Raw genomic sequence first — 21,240 nt, forward strand, 5'->3', positions numbered from 1 at the left:
CTCCTAATACTCTTGTTTTCTGATGATTTATTCTATCTAAAAGATTTTCTACTTAAATCAATAGAACCGCTTATTAATAATATAGATTTATTTTCAAGGAGGTGATTTTGGGTCTACCGACCTGGGGGAGGTCCTCCTCTCCTCCAGGGCCCTCCTCTCGATCTCAGCCGTTTCATTTAATAGCGCGTCCTTCCCAAGTAACTCGGGGACGAGCGAGGTCACCACGTGATTGGATAGAGATCTCATGGTATGACCTAGCGCTCGTCCCCTTTTTAGTGTTACTGATGTAGGATCAATTAAGTCACTTTCATTCTATAGAAACAAATAGAAATCGCAATGGAGACCTGAATCGCCCCGTCCAACTCCCTAAACGCAGACTGTAACTCTTTTACGTAACTACTAGTTATTTTTAACTCTCTAAATGTCGTTTTGATTAAGTTATGTTCATATAGTATTACCCAAGAATTCTCTCTTGATGATCTCCCGACCGATGATGGGCACCGCTCACGAGGATGGGAGTGATAAGATCGTGAATGGGAGGGTAGGGGTGTTTCCCTCACTGGCCCCAAGGACTTGAGGGTGACCGTGTATGAGCCCTAAGGAGGGGTGCCAGTGGCGGAATTAGAAGTGGTTAAAGAAGGTAAGTTACGCCACGGGTAAACACTGGTAAATCCTCCTAGATTAATATAGTCTAAATAAACTGAAAATATTATTTTATCTCTATCCGTTTAGTTACAAACATTTAAATAACCCCGTAACAGGAAAATATTCATGTCATTGATACCTCAAGGTGAACAGCTGCTCGTATTCTTCTCAATAGCTTTCATAATGACCGTATTCTCTATCTATCTCATCTACCTAGTGAAGAGGGGAATCGACGGAATTGGGTTACTCCTAGTGCTATACCTCAGTGGGAGCATGGTAGTGATGTTCGCAACTCTGTCCGTGTTCTTCTCCTCACCTAACCAGACTACTGAGGCGTTGGCCCTCGCTTCCAACTCGGCGTATATGGTGTTCGGTCTGGTTCCTATACTCATGAGGATGAACAGGGGAGTCAAGGTCAGAAACTGGGTCACGCTCCTAGTTTTCGCAGTCACCATGGCTTTGTCTGAGGCCCTCATGGGAGAGACCTTCTACGCTATGTCGACTGGACATCTCGGGAATCCCCTCCTGGGCGTGGAGAACTACTGGTACTTCGGGGTGATGATATCCGAGATGGCCTTCACCCTGTTGTACTCTTGGAGGACTTTGACTCAACCTCTCAAGAACTTCCTTACCGTAGCTCTTCCCATAATGGCTATATCCCCGGTGATCCTTCCCTCAAATCCATCTTTCGTTACAGACGTTATATGGCTCAATGCTAGCCTGATGATTGTGGCGACTGTCCTTATCTACGAGGCACTTTATAGGTCCAGGCTGAGGCCCGTTCAGGAGACCATGACTTCACTGGAGCTTATGCTTATCTTCACCGCCATGATGGGGGGGATCTTCTTTTACTACCTGCTGGGGAGCTGGTACCTCTTTGACTTCTCCATGATAGCGGGAATGTCGTGGTTCATATACAGGGCGCTGGTGGGCCCCAGTCACGTAAAGGGGAACTACACTAGGGACTCCAAGTGGACCTTCTCTTTTGTGGCACTCACCTTCGTCATGGAGTGGCTCATGGGAGGAGTACTCGACTTCGCCTCTGGGATCTTGACCCCTGGGCTCTCAGGCTTCCTATCCTCTCTATCCCTGGGCTTCGTCAATCCCAGCACGGACTTAGGGATAGGGGCTCTCTTTGACTTCCTCTCCATCGTGGGGACCATCACTGGCTCCCTCTGGTTCCTCATTATGATGGGAAGCGAGATGGGACTTTTGGCCGTGTTCAGGATATGGCAGGTGAGACTCAGGGAGAACAAATTCAGGTTAGCCCTCATGGTCTCAGCTTATGCCATCTACACGATTTATCTACCCTCTTTCTCGCCTCTGTCCTCACGTATAGATTACATCCCGTACATGTGGAGTATGGGCTTGGGAACGCTCGGGCCTGTCACGCCACAATATCTCCTCACTGGAATAATAGGGACATACGTGGTTAGCGCCGTCCTCTCCTTCCTCTTCGGTTCCAGACAGATCTGCTCGGTCACCTGTACCGCACCTACCATGTATCAGGGGACGTTTTATGACTCTCTCAAGACGTTCAACAGGAGCTCCAAGTTGGGGAGAAAGACGCTCACCAGTAGACTTAGGCCGTGGTACAAGGTCATAGCACTCTCCGTCTGGGGAACCCTGTTAGCCTCTGGGGTTATATCGTACCTGGATCAGGTGGGGGTGCTAAACATCACCCTGTTCGGCGTAGATCCTACGCAGTTCCTGTACTCCTTCTACTTCAACTTCCTGTGGTACATCGTGTTCATCTCAATACCGTTCATGGGATCCTACGCTTGTGTGACACAGGGTTGGTGTTCGTGGGGAACGTTCAACCAGTTCTTCGGGAGCCTGGGACTCTTTAGACTTAAGGTGAGAGATCCGGCTACCTGTCTCTCCTGTAAAACAGTGGATTGTGCTAACGCTTGCCCCGTGGGCTTGACGGACATGAGAACCTCCTTCATAAAGAAGGGAGAGTTCAAGGCCTTTAAGTGTATAGGTGTGGGAGATTGTGCGGAGGCCTGTCCTTACGACAACATCATGTTCTACGATGTCAGGTCATGGGTCAGGGAGAGATTCGGAAAGAAGTAATATCTGCACGTTTATATTCTTGTTTTAACTTTTATAAGACAAACGTATAAACACTTTAACGGTATTAGATAGGCATGGAATCTCCGTTATATGGACTTGTAAACTTCGTCAAGCAGGTTTTCCAGCTAGACAAGGATTGGCTCAGCAGGATCACGATGGCCATGATAGTGTTGAGTCTCATCTGGGGCATGCTAGGCGTAATAGACGCGATGATGGCTAGGCTACAAGAAGCCGTATGGGGAGTGTCCTCCAGTTTCATACTTACCTCCCCTGAGTACTACGGCTCCATAACCCTTCATGGAGTGAGGGACCTATTTGGGTTTGCAGTACAACTCGAGGTAGCTATCTTCGTGTTCCTGTCCCTTAGAATACTCAGGTTGGAACCTAGAGCAAAGTGGTTCCTGAATCTAGCTTTTGTGATATTCAACATCTCATTCATGCTCCTTGAGGGGCCCATAGTACTCTATCCCACTTTCAACGACAACTACTTCTCTGCAGGGTCTTGGTATTACCTCGCACCGTTAGGGCTTCCCAACTATTCCCAGTACGTCCTGAGTCCTCTCTGGTACGTCGGAATGGAGTTACTGGACATAGGAACTTACATGTTCGTAATATGGCTCATCTATCACTTCTACCTGGCCTCAAAACAGACCAAGGAGAAACTGCCAATCTTCGCGGTTTACGCATTGGTGACAGCCTTAATGATCGCCCTCGGATGGAGCGGCGAGGCCGCTGCGAACACCTGGGATCTCCTTGCCATGGTAGGTCTTACGAGGATGGATGTGATAGCCAACCAAATAGCCTTCTGGATCCTGGGTCACTCCATAGTTTACATTGTGTGGATGCCTGCAATAGCCTCGATGTATTACCTCATTCCCCTGCTGGCCAATAGGCCTCTCTACAGTGATAGGATGGCTAGGATAGCCGCACTGATGTACCTGATATTCTCGAATAACGTACCAATTCATCACCTATACATGGTAAACTTCCCTGTGAGTGTTAAGATCATGCAGGAGGTATTAACGTACACCGTTGTAATACCATCTATGCTTACCTTCTTTAACCTGTGGGCAACTGTCAAGGGAGCGTCGGTCAAGCTGAACCTGATAAGTCTGTGGATAAGTATCAGTTTCGCTGGGGCTATAGCGGCTGGAGTCACAGGGATAGCCAACGGCGATATAGCCTTCGACTCGATAATTCATAATACCATGTGGATACCTGGGCACTTCCATGCTATGATATTCTTCTCAATAGTACCCGCTGGCTTCGCGACCCTTTATTACCTAGTCCCCATGCTCACTGGAAGAATGTGGTATTCCAAGAGCCTCGGTTGGTTACATATGGTAGGGTATATGATAGGGACTACCATGGTGGTCTTTGGGTTCGATGACCTTGGCCTCGGCGGCTTGGTCAGGAGGGCAGAGGTGTTCCCGAGAATTCCTACCTACGTAACGCCAGAACTAATTGCATCGCTAGGGGCAGCCATAGCAGACGCAGCCACCCTAGTTTGGCTAGGAAACCTCGTACTGACACTCCTGAAGGGGAGAACTGCGAATCTCGAGGGAGTTTCCCTCGGCGAGGTGGTAACGGGAGTGGCCATGCAACTTGAGCCGCCCCACGGATCGGACCTATCGCTACCCATTATGTCCTCCTTGAGGGGAGTAAAGGCCGTAAAGAAGCTAGTGAGACTGTAACGCTTCTACGTAACTACTCGTTATTTTTAATCATCTAAATACTGTAACGCTTCTACGTAACTACTCGTTATTTTTAATCATCTAAATATCGTTTTGACAAGTTGTGTTTATATAGTATCACCGAAGTAGTTTTTATTGATGATCCCCCTAACTGATGACGGGCACTGCTCACGAGGTTTGGGGAGTGATAAAGGTGTGGATGGGAGGGTATTGAAGTTTCCCTCGACCAGCCCCAATGAGTTAAGGGTGACCGTGTATGATCCCTTAAGAGGGGTGCCCGTGGTGGAATTAGAAGTAATTAAAAGTAAGGAAAAGTTACGCCACGGGTAAACACTTCCATTTTGAGTCCCCTATTTTTATATCGCCAATATCCATGTTCAAGATATGGTAGTCTCATTAGAGAAGAAGAGGGGGTACCTCCTCCTGACCTTCAACACAGGAGGTAAATATAACGTCTTCAACTCTAGGTTCATGTTGGACATGATAGACGCGCTGGCGGAGGTTGAGAAGATAAGGGACCCTCACTATTTAGTGATAAGAGGAGAAAACGGAAATTTTGGAAGTGGTGCTGATATAAGGGAACTCTCCAAGGCCTCGCAGGACAAAGAGTTCGCCAAGGTCTTCTTCGGCCACATGTACGACCTCTTCGTCAAGCTAATGCAGGTAAACAAGGTAACTATAGCCTTGGTTGAAGGAGTGGCCTTCGGAGCGTCCTTGGAGGCCCTCTTAGTCATGGATTTCGTGCTGGCCAAGAGGGGAACTAGGTTCGCTGCTCCTGGAGCAAAGCTGGGAGTCTTTCCTCCAGTATTGGTCTCTGTAGGCCCTTACCTCTTGGGTCATAGAGTCTCCAGGAAGCTGGCGATGTTGGGAGAGGAGATCGATACATCTGAGGCCAAGAACGCTGGGCTGATCGACGTCGAGGTCGAGGATCTGGATAGGGGACTCTTGGAACTCCTGGACAAACTAAGGTTCATGGCCCCTTCCTCCCTTGTGAGGATGAGAAAGATGATAATGAAGAGTCTCATACCCCACCTTGAGGGAGCATTTGAGGAACTCACGACCCAGGTATTCTCCGACGAGGCTAGGGAGGGAATAAGCGCCTTTTTCTCCAAGATACCCCCAGGGTGGAGCTCAGTCGGTTTCTCTTAACTTCATGAGCCTTGCCCCTAGAACTATGAAGATTGTTGTGAAAGCGAGGATGTAGATGAGGTCGACAGCCGAAGGCAAAACGTTATACACCACAACGTCCCTGATAACGTCGTTTATTACTGAGAGGGGTTGATATGCAACCAGGCCTCTCAAGGTGGGAGGAAACGAATCCAAGGGGAAAAATGCGTTACTCAAGAACATGAGGGGAAACACTATGACGTTAGCTGCCGTCTGTGCCACGAAGAGTTTGTCCTTTGGACTTAAACCAAAGATCACAGCGCCCAATCCTGAGAACATAAGGGTAGAGAGGGCCAGGAACGCAATGAAGCCGAGCCCTATGATCGGTATGAACCCGAAGGCCAAACCCAGGACCAATATGGGGACGGAGGAGATCAGGGTGATTAGGATCTCATATATCATGAGGGCCATCACCCATTCGTAGCTCTTTAGGGGGGAGGCAGCTAACCTGTCTACGAGTCTGTCACGATAATATCCAGCTGCGACGCCGGTTATCCCAAAGACTCCGTTGGATAGGGCCACAACCCCTATCATTCCCGAGACGACGTATGCATAGTATGTGAACCCTGACTCTGGTTTGGTTACAATGTTCACGGCATCAGGTCTAGCGAAGTACTCTTGGACTAAAGCCTCCAGAGAGGGAACGACATAAGCATCTTGACTCGGATACAGGATGGACACTCTCGTATCGTTGACCTCCAGGTAAATGTAGTTGTGAAGGAGGGCTTCCCTCTCACCTATTCCTGAGGTTGCAGTGAAGAGCGAACTGTTACTCAGGAACGATACGAGTCCCTGACTTCCGTTTACATCCACCAATACGTGTGGCTGTGCCGCAGCACCGAAGCCGAAAGCGAATATGAGGGTGAGAAAGAGCGGAAAGAAGAGAACGAAGAATATTGTGGTTCTACTACTGAGGTTATCCTTTATTATTGCCCAGGCTGTCGATGCTACGTTCCTCAAGAAACGTCACCCAGAACCTCCATCAGGGCCAGATAGGCCTCCTCCAGGCTTTGCTTCTTGAACTCAGACATGAGATCCTGCGGAGTGGAGAGCCTCACTATCTTTCCCTCGTATATGACTGCTACCCTGTCAGATAATCTCTGTGCCTCATCGAGGTAGTGCGTGGTGAGAAATATTGTCACCCCTTTAGACCTGACTTCCCTTATGATATCCCACACACTTCTCCTAGATCTGGGATCTAGGCCGACGGTGGGTTCGTCCATGAAAACTATCTTAGGGTCACCTGCCAGTGAACAGGCTATGGCCACCCTTTTCTTGAAACCTCCCGAGAGATTCCTGAATTTGGTCTTTCTATACTCAGTTACACCTATTTTCTCAAGAAGCTCGTCCACCTGTGATTTCGTGCCTCCATAGAGTTTAACGAAGTACCACAGGTTCTCCTCCACAGTTAGGTCTGAGAACCCCTGAAACTCCTGGGGTACTATCCCTACCTCTTCCCGTATTCTAACACAATCCTTCGGTGCTTCCATTCCGAGCACGTTAACCTTTCCCTTGGTTGGGGCAAGGGTACATGAGAGTATTTTCACAGTCGTCGTCTTACCTGCTCCGTTAGGGCCTAGAAGGGAAAATATTTCACCTGAATTGACGGAGAACGTGATTCCCCTAAGGGCCTCCTTGCGTCTGCCGTAAACCTTCCATAAGTCCTCAACTATCACGGTCTGCATAGATCGTAGTTTTCACGTAAAGGGAGAATATAACGTTGTGTCAAAAACCCACATATATCTACAGGTGTGTCAACGTGAAGGGAGCAATAATGGCCGGGGGGAGGGGAACCAGGTTCACTCCCCTTAAGCCTATCCTGAAGGTATGTGACGAGCCTATGATTCTAAGGGTACACAAGGTTCTCTCAGACTTCGTCGATGAGGTGACCGTTGCTACGGTTAGGGGCCATCCAGCCGAGAAGATCCTGAGGGAGATTTTCCCTAGGATCATATACACCTCTGGGAAGGGATACGAGCACGACGTACTAGAGGTGGTTAGGGAACTCGGTGTACCCCTCCTGATCAGTTCAGCAGACCTGCCCTTCTTGCCCAAGGAGGCGGTAAGGCTTTTGATGGACTCCTGTTCAGCATCCGTCTGCACTCTCGAGGACGAGCTAGGTTTCGTCGGAGTCAGTTTCTGGAGAGGAACTAACCTGGGGGATTACATGTCGGTGAGTTTTCCTGGAACCATCATTAACGTCAATACCGTAGAGGATTATGACAAAGCAAATAAGAAGTGCAAGTAAAATATCAAGTGGATCTACTTGGAAAGGATTCTCGTTTTCTCTCCTATAAGGGGAATGATGATCCCCCTCTATGCTGTACTCAGCGTAATCCTCCTCTTGGTCTCTGTAAGTTATTTTCACGATCTACTCGTTTACGTTGGCCTGGGTAGCAGCGTGAGCCTCTTGCTGGCTTTTCAGATCTCCTTCCTCAGCCTCGCGTTGAGTCCAGTCAACTTGGTCGTCAAGGAGGTGAGAAAACAGGCCTTGATCCCTGAAGTGGAGGTAATATACGTGTTCGGGTTCCCCATTTACGTTCCGAGACTGGAGAGGAGTTACGCCACCACATTGGTCGCCCTGAACCTGGGAGGAGCCATAATACCGGTAGCGCTGTCCGCCCTCCTGATCAGTTTCCTGTTGAAGTTCTGGGTTCCACTCTTGATTGACGTAGTTCTCACTGTGGTTATCTCTAGACTCTTCTCCAAGGTAGTGAGGGGTGTGGGGGTGGTCATGAATCCCTTTGTTGCACCGTTCTTCTCGGTGTTGTTCAGTTTCTTCCTATTCTCAAGGTTCCCGTTATTAGTCCCAGTGACTGCTTACGTCTCCAGCGTTCTAGGCACACTTATAGGGGCCGATTTGCTCAACCTCAATAAGGTGTTGGAGGCCAGCCCACAGGTGGTCAGTATAGGGGGTATGGGAAGCTTCGACGGAATATTCCTCTCAGGTCTGTTCTCCATAATCCTCGGTCAGTTCCTCGTCTCTGTGCTTTAGGCTAAGGCCAAGGTTAAACTCGTCGAGTTTTACCTTATCTGACGGCAGTTTTGGGACTTTCCCAAAAATATCGACCTGTAATCAAGGCGAAATCTAATAACTGCTGTTCCTGATGTTAAATCCTCAGCTTTTAAGGGCCGTCTACGAGGGCTCAACTATCGCCACGATGTGGGGGAGTTCAACCTAACCTGATCTCTTTCCTCTCCCTAGCCTTGATTAAGGCCATAGCCAGGCTGTCTCCCATCTTCACTACAACGCTCCCTTTGGAGAACCTTCCGTATAGGTAGGTGAAACGTCTAGACCTCTTCTTGTTATAATACTTTAGGGTGCCCAGTGAGAACTTCTGGGCTATAGAGTCCAGAATCTCGAGGTCGAACTCTTCACTGTCTTCTCCTTTAGGAATGGAGAAGACGTAAAGCCTCCTCATAAATGAAAATATATCACCTCCGGGTTAAAGCATTACCTATGAGCGTCGACGAGAGGAAGGCAGTCCTCACGGAATTAGAGGAGGCTCTCAAGAGGTTCATTGAGGACAGACGGTCCTACCTCTTGATCCCTGAGATAAGGACTAACCTGGGCTACTCCCTCCCTGATCCCAAGGGCGTTGAGGACGTGGCGGCGATCCCCGGAAGGCTCACTGTGGCCTTCAATAGGGTGATATACTGTCTCCCTCCGGCCTTTGGGGCATCGGACCACGTGGCTAGGGTGATCATAACTGCCAACAAGCACGACAGGAACGTCAGGAGTGCCATGAATCTGGCCCTCTATCCTCAGTTCAAGGAGAGGCTGAATGCGTACGTCTTTGACAGGAGAAGGGAACCTCAAGGACAGAAGAATGTCGAAGGTAGAACCATGAACTTCATGGTAGAGAGCGCATTTCAGGAGACGGGTAGGATTCCAGACTATATCCTGGACCTTGGAGACTATGGGAAGGAACCAGGTACCTTCGTTTTAGGGAGGAATCCCATGGAGGTGGTGGAGAAGGCACTATTCCTCCTTACTCTGCTTTGACTCCTCAAGTATTGCCTCCACATTACCTCTACACTCCTCTAGTACTCTGTTTAACCGCTCGTACAATATTTGGTCGGAAGTCTTCTCTCTATAGCCGTAGAGGAGAAGGCTTATGTCGAAGAGTTGAGAAATCAGCTTCCTATAGTTCGTGTTGGAGGAGAACAGAGACTTAACGTTTGACTTGGCCTCCCTCCACTTAGCCTTGCCTGCCTCCGTGAGTTTATATATCTTCTTGTCCTCCCTCATTTCCACCTCTATCAGACCCTCCCTTATGAGGCTCTTGAGTACCGGGTAAAGGGAGCCTGGGCTCGGCTTGTAGACACCGCCAAACTTTTTCTCGATGGACTTCATGATCTCATACGCGTGCATCGACCTGTCACTAAGGGCGTCTAAGATCAGCATCCGGAGTGCTCCTCTCCTTAATCTTTCCAGATTCATTCTCATGAGTAAACACTCTTCCATCCAAAGAAAAAACTGTTCTTGGAGGGTGGCAAAGCTCTAGCTCAGTTTCCCTAGGGGTTCTGGCTTCATTGAATTTCCATGAATTTGTATCCAATCCTTAGCCCTTGGGCTTCACCGGAGTCAGGGCTGAACCCTTTACACCCCTCCGCCCCTTAGCGGGATGACTACGTCAAACGGAGTGTCTCTATCCGTTGGGAAAAATCCACACCTTCAGTCCACCGTCACATCTCGTCCGGGCACCTTCACCCCATCCGATGTGACTATATTTATCTTTTTTTTTCCAACAAGTAACAAAACTTTACAGTTTATCGAAAACTTTTGGCAACGGTGCATAACTTAAATCGAATATAATGAGGTACTGCCACCCCTGACATATCACTGGATTTCCCGTCGAAGGTTCTGAGAGTGCGGGTTGTGGGCTAAAATCTAGGGTGTGAGTGGATGGACCCTATTCGCGGTTAGGGCTTAATCCAAAATATAGAGTTTAATTTAAATATTCTTTCTCCAAGATTAACAGTGTTTAAAATGAAGAGGGTAGTTATAGTAGGGGGAGGAAACGGAGGGGCAGTGGTCTCCAATAGGCTAGCTGGAAAGGGCCTTGAGGTACTGGTAGTGGACCCGGCGGACGTCCACGTATATCAGCCAGGTATAGTGGACCTAGCCCTGGGAGAAGAGAGAGTAGAGTCCATAACTAGACCTCTAGACTCTGTGGTATCTGGAAAACACGTTAAGAGTAAGGTCACTAAGGTGGACCCTGATAATCACAGGGTCTTAACTGACAAGGGGGAAATCAGTTACGACTACCTAGTTTTGGCGCCAGGAGTGAAAAGCAAGGAAATCCCGTCCATTCCTCATTGGCATACCGTGGAGGGGGGCCTGGAGATCAGGAGGCTCGTGAACTCTTTCTCTGGAAAGAAAATTGTAGTAGGTTACTGGGGAGTTATCAAGTGTCCTGCTGCACCTTTCGAGTTCTCTTTCCTTCTCAAGAAGAGGTTCCCCAACGCAGAAGTAACTCTCCTCAACCCTATTCTCAACCCACCAGAGATTCAGAAACCCATGGCAATGGCTTTTGGAAAGAGAGCCACGGAACTTGGAATCAAGGTCATGAGAGGATTTAGGATAACCAAGGTGGACGTCCAAAACAGGGTAATAGAATCCGACACTGGTGAGAAGGTCAATTACGACCTAGCCCTATTGGACCCCCCAGTGTATCTCTCCGAGGAATTTAAGGGCCTTGCAGACCAATCAGGTTTCATTGCAGTGGACCGGGAGAGCCTCAGGGTCGGGAACTATGACAATGTGTTCGCCATAGGTGACGCCAACAACATTACAGTCCCTCCCAAAACCGGTGCCAAGGCGCATTATGAGGCTAAGGTTGTCTCGGACAACATATTGGCAGACGTGATGGGATGGGAGAGGAAGAGGTACGACGGTTCAGCCATGTGTGCAGTTTATGGGGGAGGCGGAGAGGGATACCTAATTAGAATGAACTTCACCAACAGCAGGGCTTACGGAGCCTCGCCTATATTTAGTAAAATGAAGAAGGCATTCACGTCCTTGTATTGGGCAACGTTGAAGGGATATATTCCGTGAATCTTGGTAATATTCTATGAGTTTTTGAGGACTTGTTTTAGTTAAAGGGACTTGATATCATATGAAATCCTATGAAGCCCAAACCTCTACTTAATTAAGCCCTTCTCTTTAGCTACGGACTCTGCTATGGCGAAGAGTTCAGGGTAAAGTTGCCTCAACCCTATTTCTAAAGCCTCCTTGGCTATCTTACTCATCCTGAATCCTGGCTTTGTGCTAAAGAGATACTGGAGGACCAAGAAGGAGGGATAGCTCCAAACTCCTATCTTGGGCTCTCTGGAGAGGAGGGTCATCATTACAGACTCTATACTTCTCTTGTCTCTCGAGACCCCCGACTGAAGGGGGTTCCCTCTCTCCTCTAAAGTCTCCATCTCAACCTCTGGAGTCCCTTCTACACTCTTCCCCAGAGACTCTAGAGTCAACCCTGAACTCTCTTCTGGTTTCCCTCTCTCCTCTACACTCTTCCCCGAACTCTCTGTGGTCTGGGGTAGTGCCTCTCCTCTGTTTTCTCTCGACTCTAGACCTATCTCCTCTTCCTTCTCGACCCTAGAGTCTGAGGTCTTTCCCACGCTCTTTTTCCTGTTGAGCAGGAAGTCCAGTTCACTCACTCCGTTATCACCTTAGCTAACTCCTCATAGACTCTAGTGACCTTAGGTCTCTTGAGTCTAACCTCCTCATACCTGGAGGCTGGAACTCCGAGTCTAGACGACTCTGTGAATAGTCTAGACTGAGGGACGGAGAGTCTCAGGAACTTTACCGATCTCAATTCCACCTCCAAGGCTCTCTTGGACATATTGGTGAAGGCCACTGCCCCCTTCCCTAGGCTCTGGAGCCTAGAGTCTAGATTTCTGACGGCCTCTATAGCAAGGGGTTGAGGAGTTACGGGAGAGACGATTCTGTCAGCAGCTATCATGGAAGCAACCGCGAGCGTACCTAGGTTGGGAGGGGTGTCTACGACAGTTACTTCGAAGCTTTCAGCTAACTTCCTGATAGCATTCACTATCTCTTCAACCTCTCCCGAGAGTTCCAGCTTTAACAGTCCCAGGTGAGCCGGAAAGACCTCCACGCCGAAGATGTTTATGCTCTTTCCTCCCAGAGGGTATTCCCTTCTGTCCCTCCTTATTCCGAAGGAAAAGGAGGTCCCTCCCTCTGGGTCCATGTCAACTAGGGCAACGTTCTTGCTCTTAGAGAGGACATAAGCCAAGTTGACTGCTGTGGTAGTCTTACCCACCCCGCCTTTCTGATTGATTACCGTAACGATCATGTCTAGAGTATTCTATCGAGACTCTTATAATCCCCTCTACACGGTAATATCGCTTAAATTTGTTTATTTAGTAAATATTCCTTTTGCTATCGACATGTATATATATGTGTTACTTATACTGTATAAACAGTAGATTAGAATGAGGAGTGAAGTAGTTAAGGCGTTCTTCATGGCCGAACAATTCTCCAGGATTGTTATGGGTAGAGACTTAGGGAGCGACGAGTTGGCTGGGTTAATCCTGGGGGAAAGGTCACAACTCCCTGTGGCAGGCAAGAACATCGCCGTCGCGTTCCTCAGGTTGGGCCTAGAGGCAGTGAAGTGGTATCATCCCTCAGGCGGAGTTTACATGCCCAGTGCTAAGCTCTTCGTAGTCCCTAGACCCTTTACGAGACAGATCTGCATAGGTTGTGACTGGGGGATAGCGGTGAAGGAGAGCGAACCGGGAAAGGACTTGGGTGACCTCTACGAGTCCCGTGACTGCCCTAGAGTCCTTGTATCCAAAGGTATTAGGTCTGAGTTCCTGGAGGAAGTGAGGGTCGAGGGATATAACGTCGCTGAAGAGGAGGAAATTGCTAGGAGAGAGGTAATCAGAACAATCTCTTCACTCTAGACTCTTCGTTACAGTTTGGGCCAACAGGTCAGCCAAGTGCACCACCTGGAACCCCTTGAAGCTCAGCACCAGGGAGCACGAGGGATTAGTGGAGACCACCAGATTCGTACCGCTCCTCCTGATCTTCTCTGCCTTGAGTTCCATCACGTTCTCTGCGATCTGTGGGTGGAAGAGAAAGTATCCTCCTCCGGCTCCGCACTCGAAGGAGGGCTCCTCCATCTCCACTAAGTTCACTCCCAGTTTCCTTAATACCTCCCTGGTAGCCTTCCCTAGACCTATCATATTTGCGTGGCACGGATCGTGTACGGTTAGAGATAGTTCCACTCTCTCTTGTCCTAACAAACCTAAGACGTACTCCGAGAAATCCAGGACTTGTACCCCAGACTCCCTCATGTGGGCCGTACAGTTTGAGGATAGAGAGACCAAAGTGCCTCCCTTAACGTTCGTCAATCTTCGTACGAGCTCTTGGGCCCTCTCCACCTGACCTTCACTCCTGTGGGCCAGCCCACAACATCCGTTCAACACTGAGACCCTAAGTCCCTTGGCCTTCAGGAACTTCAGGGCGTTCTCGACGGTCCTCCTGTAAGCCAAAGAGGTTAGACATCCTGGAAAGAGGATCACCTCTGGACTCTCCTCTCTGTACTCTAGAGGTTCCTGTGGATCTCGAAGGGACAATCTCACCCTCTGAATGAGCCCAGAGTTGAGACTCTTCCCAGCCTTCAGGACTCTCCAGGCCAGCCTAGGCCTCTCCAGGAGGGAGTTCATTAAGATCTTCTCCGGTGTAGCTCGCCTCACCTTTGTTATGATCCTGGCGTATTCTACGCCGCTGGGGCAGGCCAATTCGCATCTTCTGCAAAACATGCAGGTGTCGAACCCCTGCGAGTCCACGTCCAGTTTGACAGCCGTTATCCTCCCACGAGGGGAGTGGACCTCCGACCTAGTCACGACGTACGTGGGGCAAGCCTCCAGGCAGAAACCGCAGTGGACGCACGAGTCCTCTAGTCCCACTCCCATAACCACCTCGTGACCTCAGTCTTGGGTTCGCAACCGCCCAGGAGTTTACACGGGTTCATCAACCCCCTAGGGTCGAAGGAATCCTTTATTCTCCTCATGACCCTCATCTCCGCCTCGCCGTGATATAGCCCCATGAACTTCACCTTCTCTATGCCTATACCATGTTCTCCTGAAGGGACGCCGCCAACGCGCAGGGCTTCCTTCACTATCTCATTGCTTGCCTGAATTGCTCTGAAAAGGCTTTCTGGACTCGAGGGATCGTAGGGTATTAGGGGATGAAGGTTTCCATCTCCAGCATGAAAGACGTTAGCAATGAACACTCCCCTCCTCTTGGCTATCCTGGATACCTCCTCCAATACTTCGGGGAGTGCCCTCCTGGGCACGTTACAGTCCAGAGTGAGGTAGGCTGGAGAGATCACCCCCATCGCAGGAAAAGCTCCCTTTCTAGCATTCCACACCTTACCCTCATCCGCGACCGATAGTCTAGCCCCTCCGGTGTCAGTGAGCACGCCGTTCACTATTTCCTCCTGTTCTTCCACCTCCTCTTCATCTCCGTCTAACTCTATCAGGAGCAGGGCACCCACATCCGGTATACCTGCCCTATACCTGCTCATCTCCACAACCTTTATGGAGTTCCTGTCCATCATCTCCAAGGCTGAGGGTATGACCCCTCTCTTGAATATTCCCACCACAGCCTCCCCTGCACTTCTGACGTCAGGAAACACCGCAAACAGACTCCTCCTCGTCTTGGGTCTAGGATAAAGCCTGAGTCTGACCCTCAGTATAATGCCGAGAGTACCCTCACTACCGACGAAAATGGGAAGAGCGGAGAGGAAGGGACCGTAACTCAGGTCCTCAACCTCTCCGTTGGACAGGACTACCCTGAGGGAGATCACGCTATTGAACGTAGTACCGTACTTCACCACGTGAACTCCGCCGGAGTCGTGGGAAATGTTCCCTCCTATGGAGGAGACCACGTAACTGGAGGGATCCGGAGCGTAAAAGAGGTGGGGAGGAGCGTTTTTGGTCACCATGACGTTTGCTATCCCTGGGCCCACCTCCATCTCGTAACCCTCAAGGGAATACACCCTGTTCAGTCTCGAGAGACCCACTATGACCTCTCCGCCTACTGGAACCGTAGCTCCGCTGAGGCTGGTCCCGCTTCCCCTCACTATGAACTTCACTCCTCTCTCCAGTAGGAGCCTGATGACCTTCACCGCTTCCTCCTCGTTTCCCGGTAGGACCACGAGTTCCGGATCCCCCTCCACTGCCGTGAAGCCGTCATAGGCGTAAAGTTTCCTCTCCTTACCTGAGATGACCCAAGGCTCTCCCACGATCTTTCTAAGGTGCTCCTCCAGTCTCATCATCTTTAAATCATCAACGTGCTATAAAACGTGATGTGGCGAGATGAGCTATCCAGGCTCGTGGAAGTGGAGGGGGGTCTAGACTCTCCAGTGAAGAGTGAGGTCCTTGTCAGGGCCAGAGATTGGAAGGATTTGGCTGAACTCTTATCCTTCTCGTCCAGGAGGGGATTGAAGGTTCACGTGATGGGCGAGGGAGGTCATCACATAGGAGAGAAGCTCAAATGTGACGTTGCGGTCTCCATGAGGGAGTTGAGGGGAATCCAGGAGATATCCCCAGAAGACCTTTTCGTGACCGTATACTCAGGAACTCGCTTCCAAGACCTACTGGAGAAGTTAAGGAAGGACGGGCTCATTATTCCATTTCACTATGAGGGAACCACGGGAGGTTTCGCTTCCACGAACTTACCCTCCTACGCCAGTTTCTTTCACGGTTACCCCAGGGACTGGCTTTTGGGGGCAGAGGTGATCACTGGGTTGGGAGAGAGAATAACGACCGGAAGTAAGACTACCAAGTTCTCCTCTGGTTATAAGATATGGAAGGCCTTGTCAGGTTCCTTGGGGAAGCTAGGAATTTACGTCTCCTTAACGATACGATTGATACCTTTGCCCGAGAGTATGAGCGTGGTAGAGATTGATCCAGAGAAGCTGGACTCGATTTTAAAGAGGAGGCCTTGGGGAGTGACGCTGGTGAGAAGGGAGAGGTGGAGGGCCTTCGCCGTCTTTGCCGGTCCCTCTAAATATGTCCAAAGGGTCACAGAAGGACTCAGGGAGGTGGATCCAATAACCTGTGAAGGTGAAAGGGTGACCTCAATCATGACGCCCAGGGGTATGGAGTTAACTTACGTCTCGTCACTCAACGCTGAGTGCATAACCTCTTACTACGGCACGGGGTACTCTAGACTCTTCAACGGAGAGTCTCCTCGCACCCTCAGGTCAAAGGGGCTGGTGGCGATCGGCGAGAAAGGTTGCGATAGGGAATGTCTTCCAGAGCCCACGAAGTCCTTTCTGATGCTGAAGAACGCTCTAGACCCTTACAACGTCTTTGTATAGGACTATATATCCACATATTTCTTGACATAACCTTTTATAGGTATTCATCTCGGATTACATTAGTTCTGGTCATGAGCGTCAGGAGGTTACAGAAGATAAAGGGAGGAAGCTACATAATATCCCTTCCCAGCGACTGGGTAAGGAAGATGGGACTGGACGTTAAAAGTGGCCTTAAGGTCTATGAGGTCTTTGACGGCCTCAAGATTAGGCCCCCTAATGAGGCAAAGAACGAGAAGGTTATACCCTTAGTCGACGTGGAGGACGTTAAGTACCTGGTGCTCACGTATTATATGCAGGGTATCGATAGGATAGTGGTCAGGTCGCCTAGGGTAATACCCCTGGAGGTCAAGAAGGAATTGAGGGAGTTACAGCTCCAAGCCTACGGCTTAGAGGTTGAGTCAGAGACCTTCGACAGCATAACCTTCAAAGTTAACGTTAACGTTAACGCCGATTTGGAGAGCTCCTTCAGGGCGTTCACAGGTAAGATATTGAGCATCATGGAAGATGTGCAGGTCATGCTGGAGAGGTTCAGTGAAGAGATGAGGGACGACCTCCTGGCCAGGCTTTCAATACTGAACAAGGACTACAGGTTGGTGATCAGGCAGATAGCCCTGGGTGTCCAGAAGGACGACGAGATCACCTTCATGGTTTACCCCAAGGACGTGGTGTTGTTCGCCATCGCCATAAGGGATCTGGGTAGATTCCTGTCCCATCTCTCCCTCTTCCTTAAGGTGATAGGGGCTCAGGAGGCCAAGGAGATGACACAACATTTCACCGTCCTGAAGAAGTTGTTGCACGACTCGGTTCAGATGTTCCTCACTGAAGACCTATCGGCGATGAGGGAGATAAGGTCCAACTTCAAGAAACTGGAGAGGGAGTCCCCGGGAACTGAGGCAGGAAAGGAGGTCGTAAAGATGGGGAGCTACTGCGTCGCCATGATGGATAACGCCGTCAACAAGAGCGTCAGGATATTCGATTTCAAGGTCAGGTGAGACCTGTATTCTACCCTGGTGGTTTCGCGAAACGTAGCCAAGCTCTAGGACGATCAGGACTTAGGTGAGTTTGCCTGACCTAAGTTACAGTAGTTACAGCAGTTATCAGATTTTACCTTGATTACAGGGTGCTACCTAAGGAAAAATCCCACAACTGCTGCAGTTATTAGTTTTTGCCTCGATTACAGGGCGATATTTAAGGGGAAGTCCCATATCGATGTAGGTTAGTTGGCTTGTACCAGTTCTTCCTCACTTACCTCCCTTCCTAAGTCCCCCTTCAGTTTTTTATATGCCTCACCGTCCATGATAAGGACCGTGAGGAGGAACTCGTCACCGTGTTTATATACCTCTTCCAGGACACGATCTACTATTTTAGACCTATCCTTACACCCGACCTTACTAACACCCACAAGGGTGTACAGATCTTCCTTGACGAAGATGTGTACGTCCCCAACCAATTCCTTTAGTTTTCTGTAACCTGCTAAAATCCCGTTCATCCTTGGAATCTCGAAATTAAGGTATTAAAACATTCATTCAATGATCCCCAGAAATATAGATAGCTTTAAACCCAAGGTGGGTTGGTTTTAAAAACACCTTCATCTCAATTCAGTTCATGACTAGTATATTCCTTACTTTTTTCCTGATATTGATCTTCAGTATGTTGGCAGGGTTTCTTGGATCTTTAACTGGCTTAGGTGGAGGTACAGTCCTTGTCCCGTTGCTGACCCTTTATCTCGGGATACCCATAATATACGCCACTGGATCAAGTCTCATATCCACCATAGCCACCTCCAGCGGTTCTGCTTCAGCTTATGTGAAGGAGAGGATAACGAGTGTGAGAATAGGAATATCCTTAGAGATAGCTACTACTGCTGGATCCATCGTCGGCTCCCTCACTGTAGCTTACATCTACTCCCTCCACCTTGAGTACGTTATATATATCGTGTTCGGTATAGTTCTGCTGTTCTCAATTTACCCCACTTTAAGTAAGATGAAGGGGGAGTTCCCTCCTCCCAAGGATCCAGACTGGACAACTAGAGTTTTCAGACTATACGGAGAGTACTTTGACCCAGCCAACAACGTGATGGTGAAATATTGGGGCGTGAGGTGGTGGCTAGGACTGATAGTGATGTTTTTCGCCGGTTTCATCTCAGGTCTCCTGGGAATAGGTTCGGGAGCCCTGAAGGTGCTGGGGATGGATTACGCAATGAACCTCCCCATGAAGGTAACTACTACAACCAGCAACTTCATGATAGGCGTGACCGCAGCCACGGGGAGTGGAATTTACTGGGCCTTGGGTTATATACAACCCTTCCTTGCAGCACCTACGGCCATAGGCGTCCTCATAGGATCTCTTTTGGGAACAAGAGTCTTAGTGAGGATGAAGAATAGGAGGATAAGGGCAGTCTTCTTAATAATTTTAGGGTTCCTAGGGATCCAGATGATATTGAGAGGCCTGGGGGTGTTCTAAATTGGAGATAAATGATGTCATAAGCTATTCTCTTATCATAGGAGTAGTGCTAAGTATACTCTTAATAGTTAGCGGGGTGGTGCTTCTCTTCGTCCACGACGGTGCACAAGGCCTACCTCTTAAGGAGATAGCTAGCACTAACTCCCTGGTTAACTCATCAACCATAACTCCCTATCAGGTCGTTGCAGGAGTGCCAAAACTCGATGGCCTGTCCTTTATCTATCTAGGACTCATGGTTCTCATAGCGACGCCAGTAGTGAGGGTTGCCCTCCTGATAGGGGACTTCATTAAAAACAAGGACCTATTATACGTCATTCTCTCTGTCGTAGTGTTCATAAATATGATGATAGCGATATTCGTAGTTCCGGCCATAATACTGAGGCATTAGGACTTAGGGAGTGGTACTAATCCCTGTCCTCATACTCCACAGGGTCCTCAACGCCGTTTATCCTGAAGGCCGTTTTCCTCATGTAGCAGGGCCCGCATCTCCCGCAGTGTTTACTCCCTCCCTCGTAGCAACTCCAGGTCAGGTGAAGCGGGGCACCTATCTCCAATCCCAGCTTCACTATTTCATGTTTCACTAAGTTGCCCACCGGCATCAAGATCTCAACCCTCTTGTTGGGTCCAACAGCATAAGGGGCTAACTTCTGGAACATTCTCACGAACTCCATCTCGTTGTCCGGATACGCCCCTGCCTCCTCCAGGTTTACCCCAGATACCACAGCGTCATATCCCTTAGATTCAGCTATGGCTAGGGCTACCGTAAAGAATATGGAGTTTCTCGCCGGTACCCACTCGTGGGCGAACTCTGCACCCTCCTCTCCCCTCCTCTCCTTGACGATCTCCCCTCCTCCCTTTAACAGTGTAGCGTTACCCACCATTGAGAACAGGTCCGTGTTAACTTCCATGAGATCTACGTGCAAGAACTCAGCTATCCTCCTTACCGCCTCCCTTTCCTTCTCCTCCGCCTTATGATGATAGTTGAAGTGCAGAAGTGTGACCTCGTATCCCTCCCTCAATACCTTTGTCGCAGCTACAGTGGAGTCTAGACCTCCACTTGCTACAACCAGTGCCCTCTTCTTCCTATACTCCTGGAGTTGTAGAGTTCTCAAACTGGGGGCATCAGTCACTTCGACCACAGTATAGGGATCTAACTTCCTCATGTTAACCGGGTCGAAGGGCCCCACACCAAAGTAATCGTCAAGAGAGGTGAAGAATACAGCCTTGAGTGAGACGTCGTAAGCCATATAGAGGGGTTTAAAGTTTTGGGCCAGGAAGATCCTGTCAGGCCTCTCCCTGTCCCCTATGACTAGGGCAAAGCTACCCTTCATTAGGTTCAGGAGATCCCTCAACCCCTCCAAGGAACCATCCCACCTCTTGTCGAGAAGAGGGGGAAGGACTGCACTGTCTATCCTGGTGTCCCTCTTAAGCTCTAACCTCTTCTCTAGTTCCAGATCGTTGGCTATAATTCCGTTGTGGGACACGACGAATCTGTTTCCAACGAAGGGCTGTACGTCCCTCTCCGTCTTGAACTTGACGAACTCGGTGGTCGGTTCCGCCCTATTGTTGGCGACCACTACTTTAGTGTCAGGGGATAGCACTCCCATCAATTTCTCCTTGTTTAGGGAGGGCCGGCCCACGACCTTGACCTGGCTTATCTCACCCTTGGAACTTATGGTTACAATTCCGAAGCTGTCTCTTCCCCTATCTTCTGCTCTGATCAGTATCTCCGCCAACCTTGCCTCTACTTCAGAGTACTTCCTTGGATCTAGCAAGAGAACCCCAGTGACGCTACACATCCCCTATCTGATCTGTTTAATGTCCCTCAGATCTTA

The 21,240-nt window shown here is 49.4% G+C and carries 23 protein-coding genes and 1 pseudogene; 13 read left to right on the top strand and 11 right to left on the bottom strand.

From position 1 onward, the window contains the following. Positions 1 to 120: 120 nt before the first annotated feature. Positions 121 to 246: pseudogene (locus METMK1DRAFT_RS17495) on the bottom strand (IS256 family transposase); the annotation flags it as partial. A 525-nt stretch (positions 247 to 771) separates the two neighbouring features. Here METMK1DRAFT_RS17495 and METMK1DRAFT_RS05955 point away from each other — a divergent pair. The 4 genes from METMK1DRAFT_RS05955 (at position 772) to METMK1DRAFT_RS05970 (ending at position 5,564) form a co-directional block, all read left to right on the top strand. Next, positions 772 to 2,721, top strand: a complete 1,950-nt coding sequence (locus METMK1DRAFT_RS05955; RefSeq protein WP_009071757.1) for a 4Fe-4S binding protein — start codon at positions 772 to 774, stop codon at positions 2,719 to 2,721. A 74-nt stretch (positions 2,722 to 2,795) separates the two neighbouring features. After that, positions 2,796 to 4,415 carry a cbb3-type cytochrome c oxidase subunit I gene (locus tag METMK1DRAFT_RS05960; protein WP_009071758.1) on the top strand — a complete coding sequence of 540 codons (1,620 nt, stop codon included), beginning with the start codon at positions 2,796 to 2,798 and terminating at the stop codon, positions 4,413 to 4,415. Between the two features lie 138 nt (positions 4,416 to 4,553). After that, on the top strand, positions 4,554 to 4,745 hold the full coding sequence (locus METMK1DRAFT_RS05965; protein WP_009071760.1) for a hypothetical protein: 192 nt from the start codon (positions 4,554 to 4,556) through the stop codon (positions 4,743 to 4,745). Positions 4,746 to 4,799: 54 nt separating this feature from the next. Continuing rightward, positions 4,800 to 5,564 carry an enoyl-CoA hydratase/isomerase family protein gene (locus tag METMK1DRAFT_RS05970; RefSeq protein ID WP_009071762.1) on the top strand — a complete coding sequence of 255 codons (765 nt, stop codon included), beginning with the start codon at positions 4,800 to 4,802 and terminating at the stop codon, positions 5,562 to 5,564. Here the strand turns inward: METMK1DRAFT_RS05970 and METMK1DRAFT_RS05975 are convergent. After that, complete coding sequence (locus tag METMK1DRAFT_RS05975; RefSeq protein WP_009071764.1) at positions 5,547 to 6,542, bottom strand: ABC transporter permease; 996 nt, start codon at positions 6,540 to 6,542, stop codon at positions 5,547 to 5,549. The genes METMK1DRAFT_RS05970 and METMK1DRAFT_RS05975 overlap by 18 nt on opposite strands. Next, positions 6,539 to 7,267 (bottom strand): ABC transporter ATP-binding protein, encoded by a 729-nt coding sequence (locus METMK1DRAFT_RS05980; protein ID WP_009071766.1) that lies wholly within the window; start codon positions 7,265 to 7,267, stop codon positions 6,539 to 6,541. The genes METMK1DRAFT_RS05975 and METMK1DRAFT_RS05980 overlap by 4 nt, the downstream gene beginning before the upstream one ends. Positions 7,268 to 7,341: 74 nt before the next feature. Between METMK1DRAFT_RS05980 and METMK1DRAFT_RS05985 the strand changes: the two genes are divergently transcribed. Further along, complete coding sequence (locus tag METMK1DRAFT_RS05985; RefSeq protein WP_052300193.1) at positions 7,342 to 7,830, top strand: NTP transferase domain-containing protein; 489 nt, start codon at positions 7,342 to 7,344, stop codon at positions 7,828 to 7,830. Between the two features lie 18 nt (positions 7,831 to 7,848). After that, a complete protein-coding gene (locus METMK1DRAFT_RS05990) occupies positions 7,849 to 8,577 on the top strand; it encodes a DUF1614 domain-containing protein (RefSeq protein WP_009071770.1) in 729 nt (242 codons plus the stop codon). Between the two features lie 178 nt (positions 8,578 to 8,755). Here the strand turns inward: METMK1DRAFT_RS05990 and METMK1DRAFT_RS05995 are convergent, their stop codons facing one another. Then, positions 8,756 to 9,004: a hypothetical protein gene (locus METMK1DRAFT_RS05995; RefSeq protein WP_009071771.1), complete on the bottom strand. Its 249-nt coding sequence runs from the start codon at positions 9,002 to 9,004 to the stop codon at positions 8,756 to 8,758. A gap of 38 nt (positions 9,005 to 9,042) precedes the next feature. On the opposite strand from METMK1DRAFT_RS05995, the gene METMK1DRAFT_RS06000 reads away from it, so the two are divergent. Beyond that, positions 9,043 to 9,588 (top strand): thiamine-phosphate synthase family protein, encoded by a 546-nt coding sequence (locus METMK1DRAFT_RS06000; RefSeq protein WP_009071773.1) that lies wholly within the window; start codon positions 9,043 to 9,045, stop codon positions 9,586 to 9,588. On the opposite strand, the gene METMK1DRAFT_RS06005 is transcribed toward METMK1DRAFT_RS06000, so the two are convergent. Next, positions 9,565 to 9,990, bottom strand: a complete 426-nt coding sequence (locus METMK1DRAFT_RS06005; RefSeq protein ID WP_245544568.1) for a PadR family transcriptional regulator — start codon at positions 9,988 to 9,990, stop codon at positions 9,565 to 9,567. The genes METMK1DRAFT_RS06000 and METMK1DRAFT_RS06005 overlap by 24 nt on opposite strands. 585 nt (positions 9,991 to 10,575) lie before the next feature. Between METMK1DRAFT_RS06005 and METMK1DRAFT_RS06010 the strand changes: the two genes are divergently transcribed. Continuing rightward, the gene (locus tag METMK1DRAFT_RS06010) at positions 10,576 to 11,643 is read left to right on the top strand and encodes an NAD(P)/FAD-dependent oxidoreductase (protein ID WP_009071776.1); all 1,068 of its coding nucleotides are present in this window, start codon (positions 10,576 to 10,578) and stop codon (positions 11,641 to 11,643) included. A gap of 86 nt (positions 11,644 to 11,729) precedes the next feature. On the opposite strand, the gene METMK1DRAFT_RS15560 is transcribed toward METMK1DRAFT_RS06010, so the two are convergent. Beyond that, complete coding sequence (locus tag METMK1DRAFT_RS15560) at positions 11,730 to 12,248, bottom strand: hypothetical protein (protein WP_009071777.1); 519 nt, start codon at positions 12,246 to 12,248, stop codon at positions 11,730 to 11,732. Continuing rightward, a complete protein-coding gene (locus METMK1DRAFT_RS06020) occupies positions 12,245 to 12,904 on the bottom strand; it encodes a ParA family protein (protein WP_009071778.1) in 660 nt (219 codons plus the stop codon). Before METMK1DRAFT_RS06020 ends, METMK1DRAFT_RS15560 begins: the two co-directional genes overlap by 4 nt. Before the next feature lie 139 nt (positions 12,905 to 13,043). Between METMK1DRAFT_RS06020 and segC the strand changes: the two genes are divergently transcribed. Then, entirely contained in the window at positions 13,044 to 13,514 is a 471-nt protein-coding gene (gene segC, locus METMK1DRAFT_RS06025; RefSeq protein WP_009071779.1) for a SegC family DNA-binding protein, read from the top strand. On the opposite strand, the gene METMK1DRAFT_RS06030 is transcribed toward segC, so the two are convergent. Together METMK1DRAFT_RS06030 and METMK1DRAFT_RS06035 are read right to left on the bottom strand one after the other, a co-directional pair. Beyond that, the gene (locus tag METMK1DRAFT_RS06030; protein ID WP_009071780.1) at positions 13,506 to 14,528 is read right to left on the bottom strand and encodes a (Fe-S)-binding protein; all 1,023 of its coding nucleotides are present in this window, start codon (positions 14,526 to 14,528) and stop codon (positions 13,506 to 13,508) included. The two genes, segC and METMK1DRAFT_RS06030, sit on opposite strands and share 9 nt — an antisense overlap. Next, positions 14,513 to 15,892, bottom strand: a complete 1,380-nt coding sequence (locus METMK1DRAFT_RS06035; RefSeq protein WP_009071781.1) for an FAD-binding oxidoreductase — start codon at positions 15,890 to 15,892, stop codon at positions 14,513 to 14,515. Before METMK1DRAFT_RS06035 ends, METMK1DRAFT_RS06030 begins: the two co-directional genes overlap by 16 nt. A 60-nt stretch (positions 15,893 to 15,952) precedes the next feature. Here METMK1DRAFT_RS06035 and METMK1DRAFT_RS06040 point away from each other — a divergent pair, with 60 nt between their 5' ends. Both METMK1DRAFT_RS06040 and METMK1DRAFT_RS06045 read left to right on the top strand, forming a co-directional pair. Then, positions 15,953 to 16,942, top strand: coding sequence for an FAD-binding oxidoreductase (locus tag METMK1DRAFT_RS06040; protein WP_245544569.1), 990 nt, complete (start codon positions 15,953 to 15,955; stop codon positions 16,940 to 16,942). Positions 16,943 to 17,013: 71 nt separating this feature from the next. Then, positions 17,014 to 17,934, top strand: coding sequence for an AbrB/MazE/SpoVT family DNA-binding domain-containing protein (locus tag METMK1DRAFT_RS06045; protein ID WP_009071785.1), 921 nt, complete (start codon positions 17,014 to 17,016; stop codon positions 17,932 to 17,934). A gap of 224 nt (positions 17,935 to 18,158) precedes the next feature. Here the strand turns inward: METMK1DRAFT_RS06045 and METMK1DRAFT_RS06050 are convergent, their stop codons facing one another. Then, the gene (locus tag METMK1DRAFT_RS06050) at positions 18,159 to 18,431 is read right to left on the bottom strand and encodes a hypothetical protein (protein ID WP_009071787.1); all 273 of its coding nucleotides are present in this window, start codon (positions 18,429 to 18,431) and stop codon (positions 18,159 to 18,161) included. Between the two features lie 116 nt (positions 18,432 to 18,547). Here METMK1DRAFT_RS06050 and METMK1DRAFT_RS06055 point away from each other — a divergent pair, with 116 nt between their 5' ends. Together METMK1DRAFT_RS06055 and METMK1DRAFT_RS06060 are read left to right on the top strand one after the other, a co-directional pair. Beyond that, entirely contained in the window at positions 18,548 to 19,405 is an 858-nt protein-coding gene (locus METMK1DRAFT_RS06055; protein ID WP_009071789.1) for a sulfite exporter TauE/SafE family protein, read from the top strand. Between the two features lies 1 nt (position 19,406). Beyond that, the gene (locus METMK1DRAFT_RS06060; RefSeq protein ID WP_009071791.1) at positions 19,407 to 19,793 is read left to right on the top strand and encodes a DUF1634 domain-containing protein; all 387 of its coding nucleotides are present in this window, start codon (positions 19,407 to 19,409) and stop codon (positions 19,791 to 19,793) included. A 16-nt stretch (positions 19,794 to 19,809) separates the two neighbouring features. Here the strand turns inward: METMK1DRAFT_RS06060 and queC are convergent, their stop codons facing one another. Beyond that, positions 19,810 to 21,204 carry a 7-cyano-7-deazaguanine synthase QueC gene (gene queC, locus METMK1DRAFT_RS06065; protein ID WP_009071792.1) on the bottom strand — a complete coding sequence of 465 codons (1,395 nt, stop codon included), beginning with the start codon at positions 21,202 to 21,204 and terminating at the stop codon, positions 19,810 to 19,812. Between the last annotated feature and the right edge of the window lie 36 nt (positions 21,205 to 21,240).

Origin of the sequence: Metallosphaera yellowstonensis MK1 (assembly GCF_000243315.1) — an archaeon.
GTDB lineage: Archaea > Thermoproteota > Thermoprotei_A > Sulfolobales > Sulfolobaceae > Metallosphaera > Metallosphaera yellowstonensis.

Coding starts and splice junctions, on each gene's coding strand:
- METMK1DRAFT_RS05955 (WP_009071757.1), top strand. CDS start 772: ATGTCATTGATACCTCAAGGTGAACAGCTGCTCGTATTCTTCTCAATA.
- METMK1DRAFT_RS05960 (WP_009071758.1), top strand. CDS start 2,796: ATGGAATCTCCGTTATATGGACTTGTAAACTTCGTCAAGCAGGTTTTC.
- METMK1DRAFT_RS05965 (WP_009071760.1), top strand. CDS start 4,554: ATGATCCCCCTAACTGATGACGGGCACTGCTCACGAGGTTTGGGGAGT.
- METMK1DRAFT_RS05970 (WP_009071762.1), top strand. CDS start 4,800: ATGGTAGTCTCATTAGAGAAGAAGAGGGGGTACCTCCTCCTGACCTTC.
- METMK1DRAFT_RS05980 (WP_009071766.1), bottom strand. CDS start 7,267: ATGCAGACCGTGATAGTTGAGGACTTATGGAAGGTTTACGGCAGACGC.
- METMK1DRAFT_RS05995 (WP_009071771.1), bottom strand. CDS start 9,004: ATGAGGAGGCTTTACGTCTTCTCCATTCCTAAAGGAGAAGACAGTGAA.
- METMK1DRAFT_RS06000 (WP_009071773.1), top strand. CDS start 9,043: ATGAGCGTCGACGAGAGGAAGGCAGTCCTCACGGAATTAGAGGAGGCT.
- METMK1DRAFT_RS06005 (WP_245544568.1), bottom strand. CDS start 9,990: ATGCTGATCTTAGACGCCCTTAGTGACAGGTCGATGCACGCGTATGAG.
- METMK1DRAFT_RS06010 (WP_009071776.1), top strand. CDS start 10,576: ATGAAGAGGGTAGTTATAGTAGGGGGAGGAAACGGAGGGGCAGTGGTC.
- METMK1DRAFT_RS06020 (WP_009071778.1), bottom strand. CDS start 12,904: ATGATCGTTACGGTAATCAATCAGAAAGGCGGGGTGGGTAAGACTACC.
- segC (WP_009071779.1), top strand. CDS start 13,044: ATGAGGAGTGAAGTAGTTAAGGCGTTCTTCATGGCCGAACAATTCTCC.
- METMK1DRAFT_RS06030 (WP_009071780.1), bottom strand. CDS start 14,528: ATGGGAGTGGGACTAGAGGACTCGTGCGTCCACTGCGGTTTCTGCCTG.
- METMK1DRAFT_RS06035 (WP_009071781.1), bottom strand. CDS start 15,892: ATGAGACTGGAGGAGCACCTTAGAAAGATCGTGGGAGAGCCTTGGGTC.
- METMK1DRAFT_RS06045 (WP_009071785.1), top strand. CDS start 17,014: ATGAGCGTCAGGAGGTTACAGAAGATAAAGGGAGGAAGCTACATAATA.
- METMK1DRAFT_RS06050 (WP_009071787.1), bottom strand. CDS start 18,431: ATGAACGGGATTTTAGCAGGTTACAGAAAACTAAAGGAATTGGTTGGG.
- METMK1DRAFT_RS06055 (WP_009071789.1), top strand. CDS start 18,548: ATGACTAGTATATTCCTTACTTTTTTCCTGATATTGATCTTCAGTATG.
- queC (WP_009071792.1), bottom strand. CDS start 21,204: ATGTGTAGCGTCACTGGGGTTCTCTTGCTAGATCCAAGGAAGTACTCT.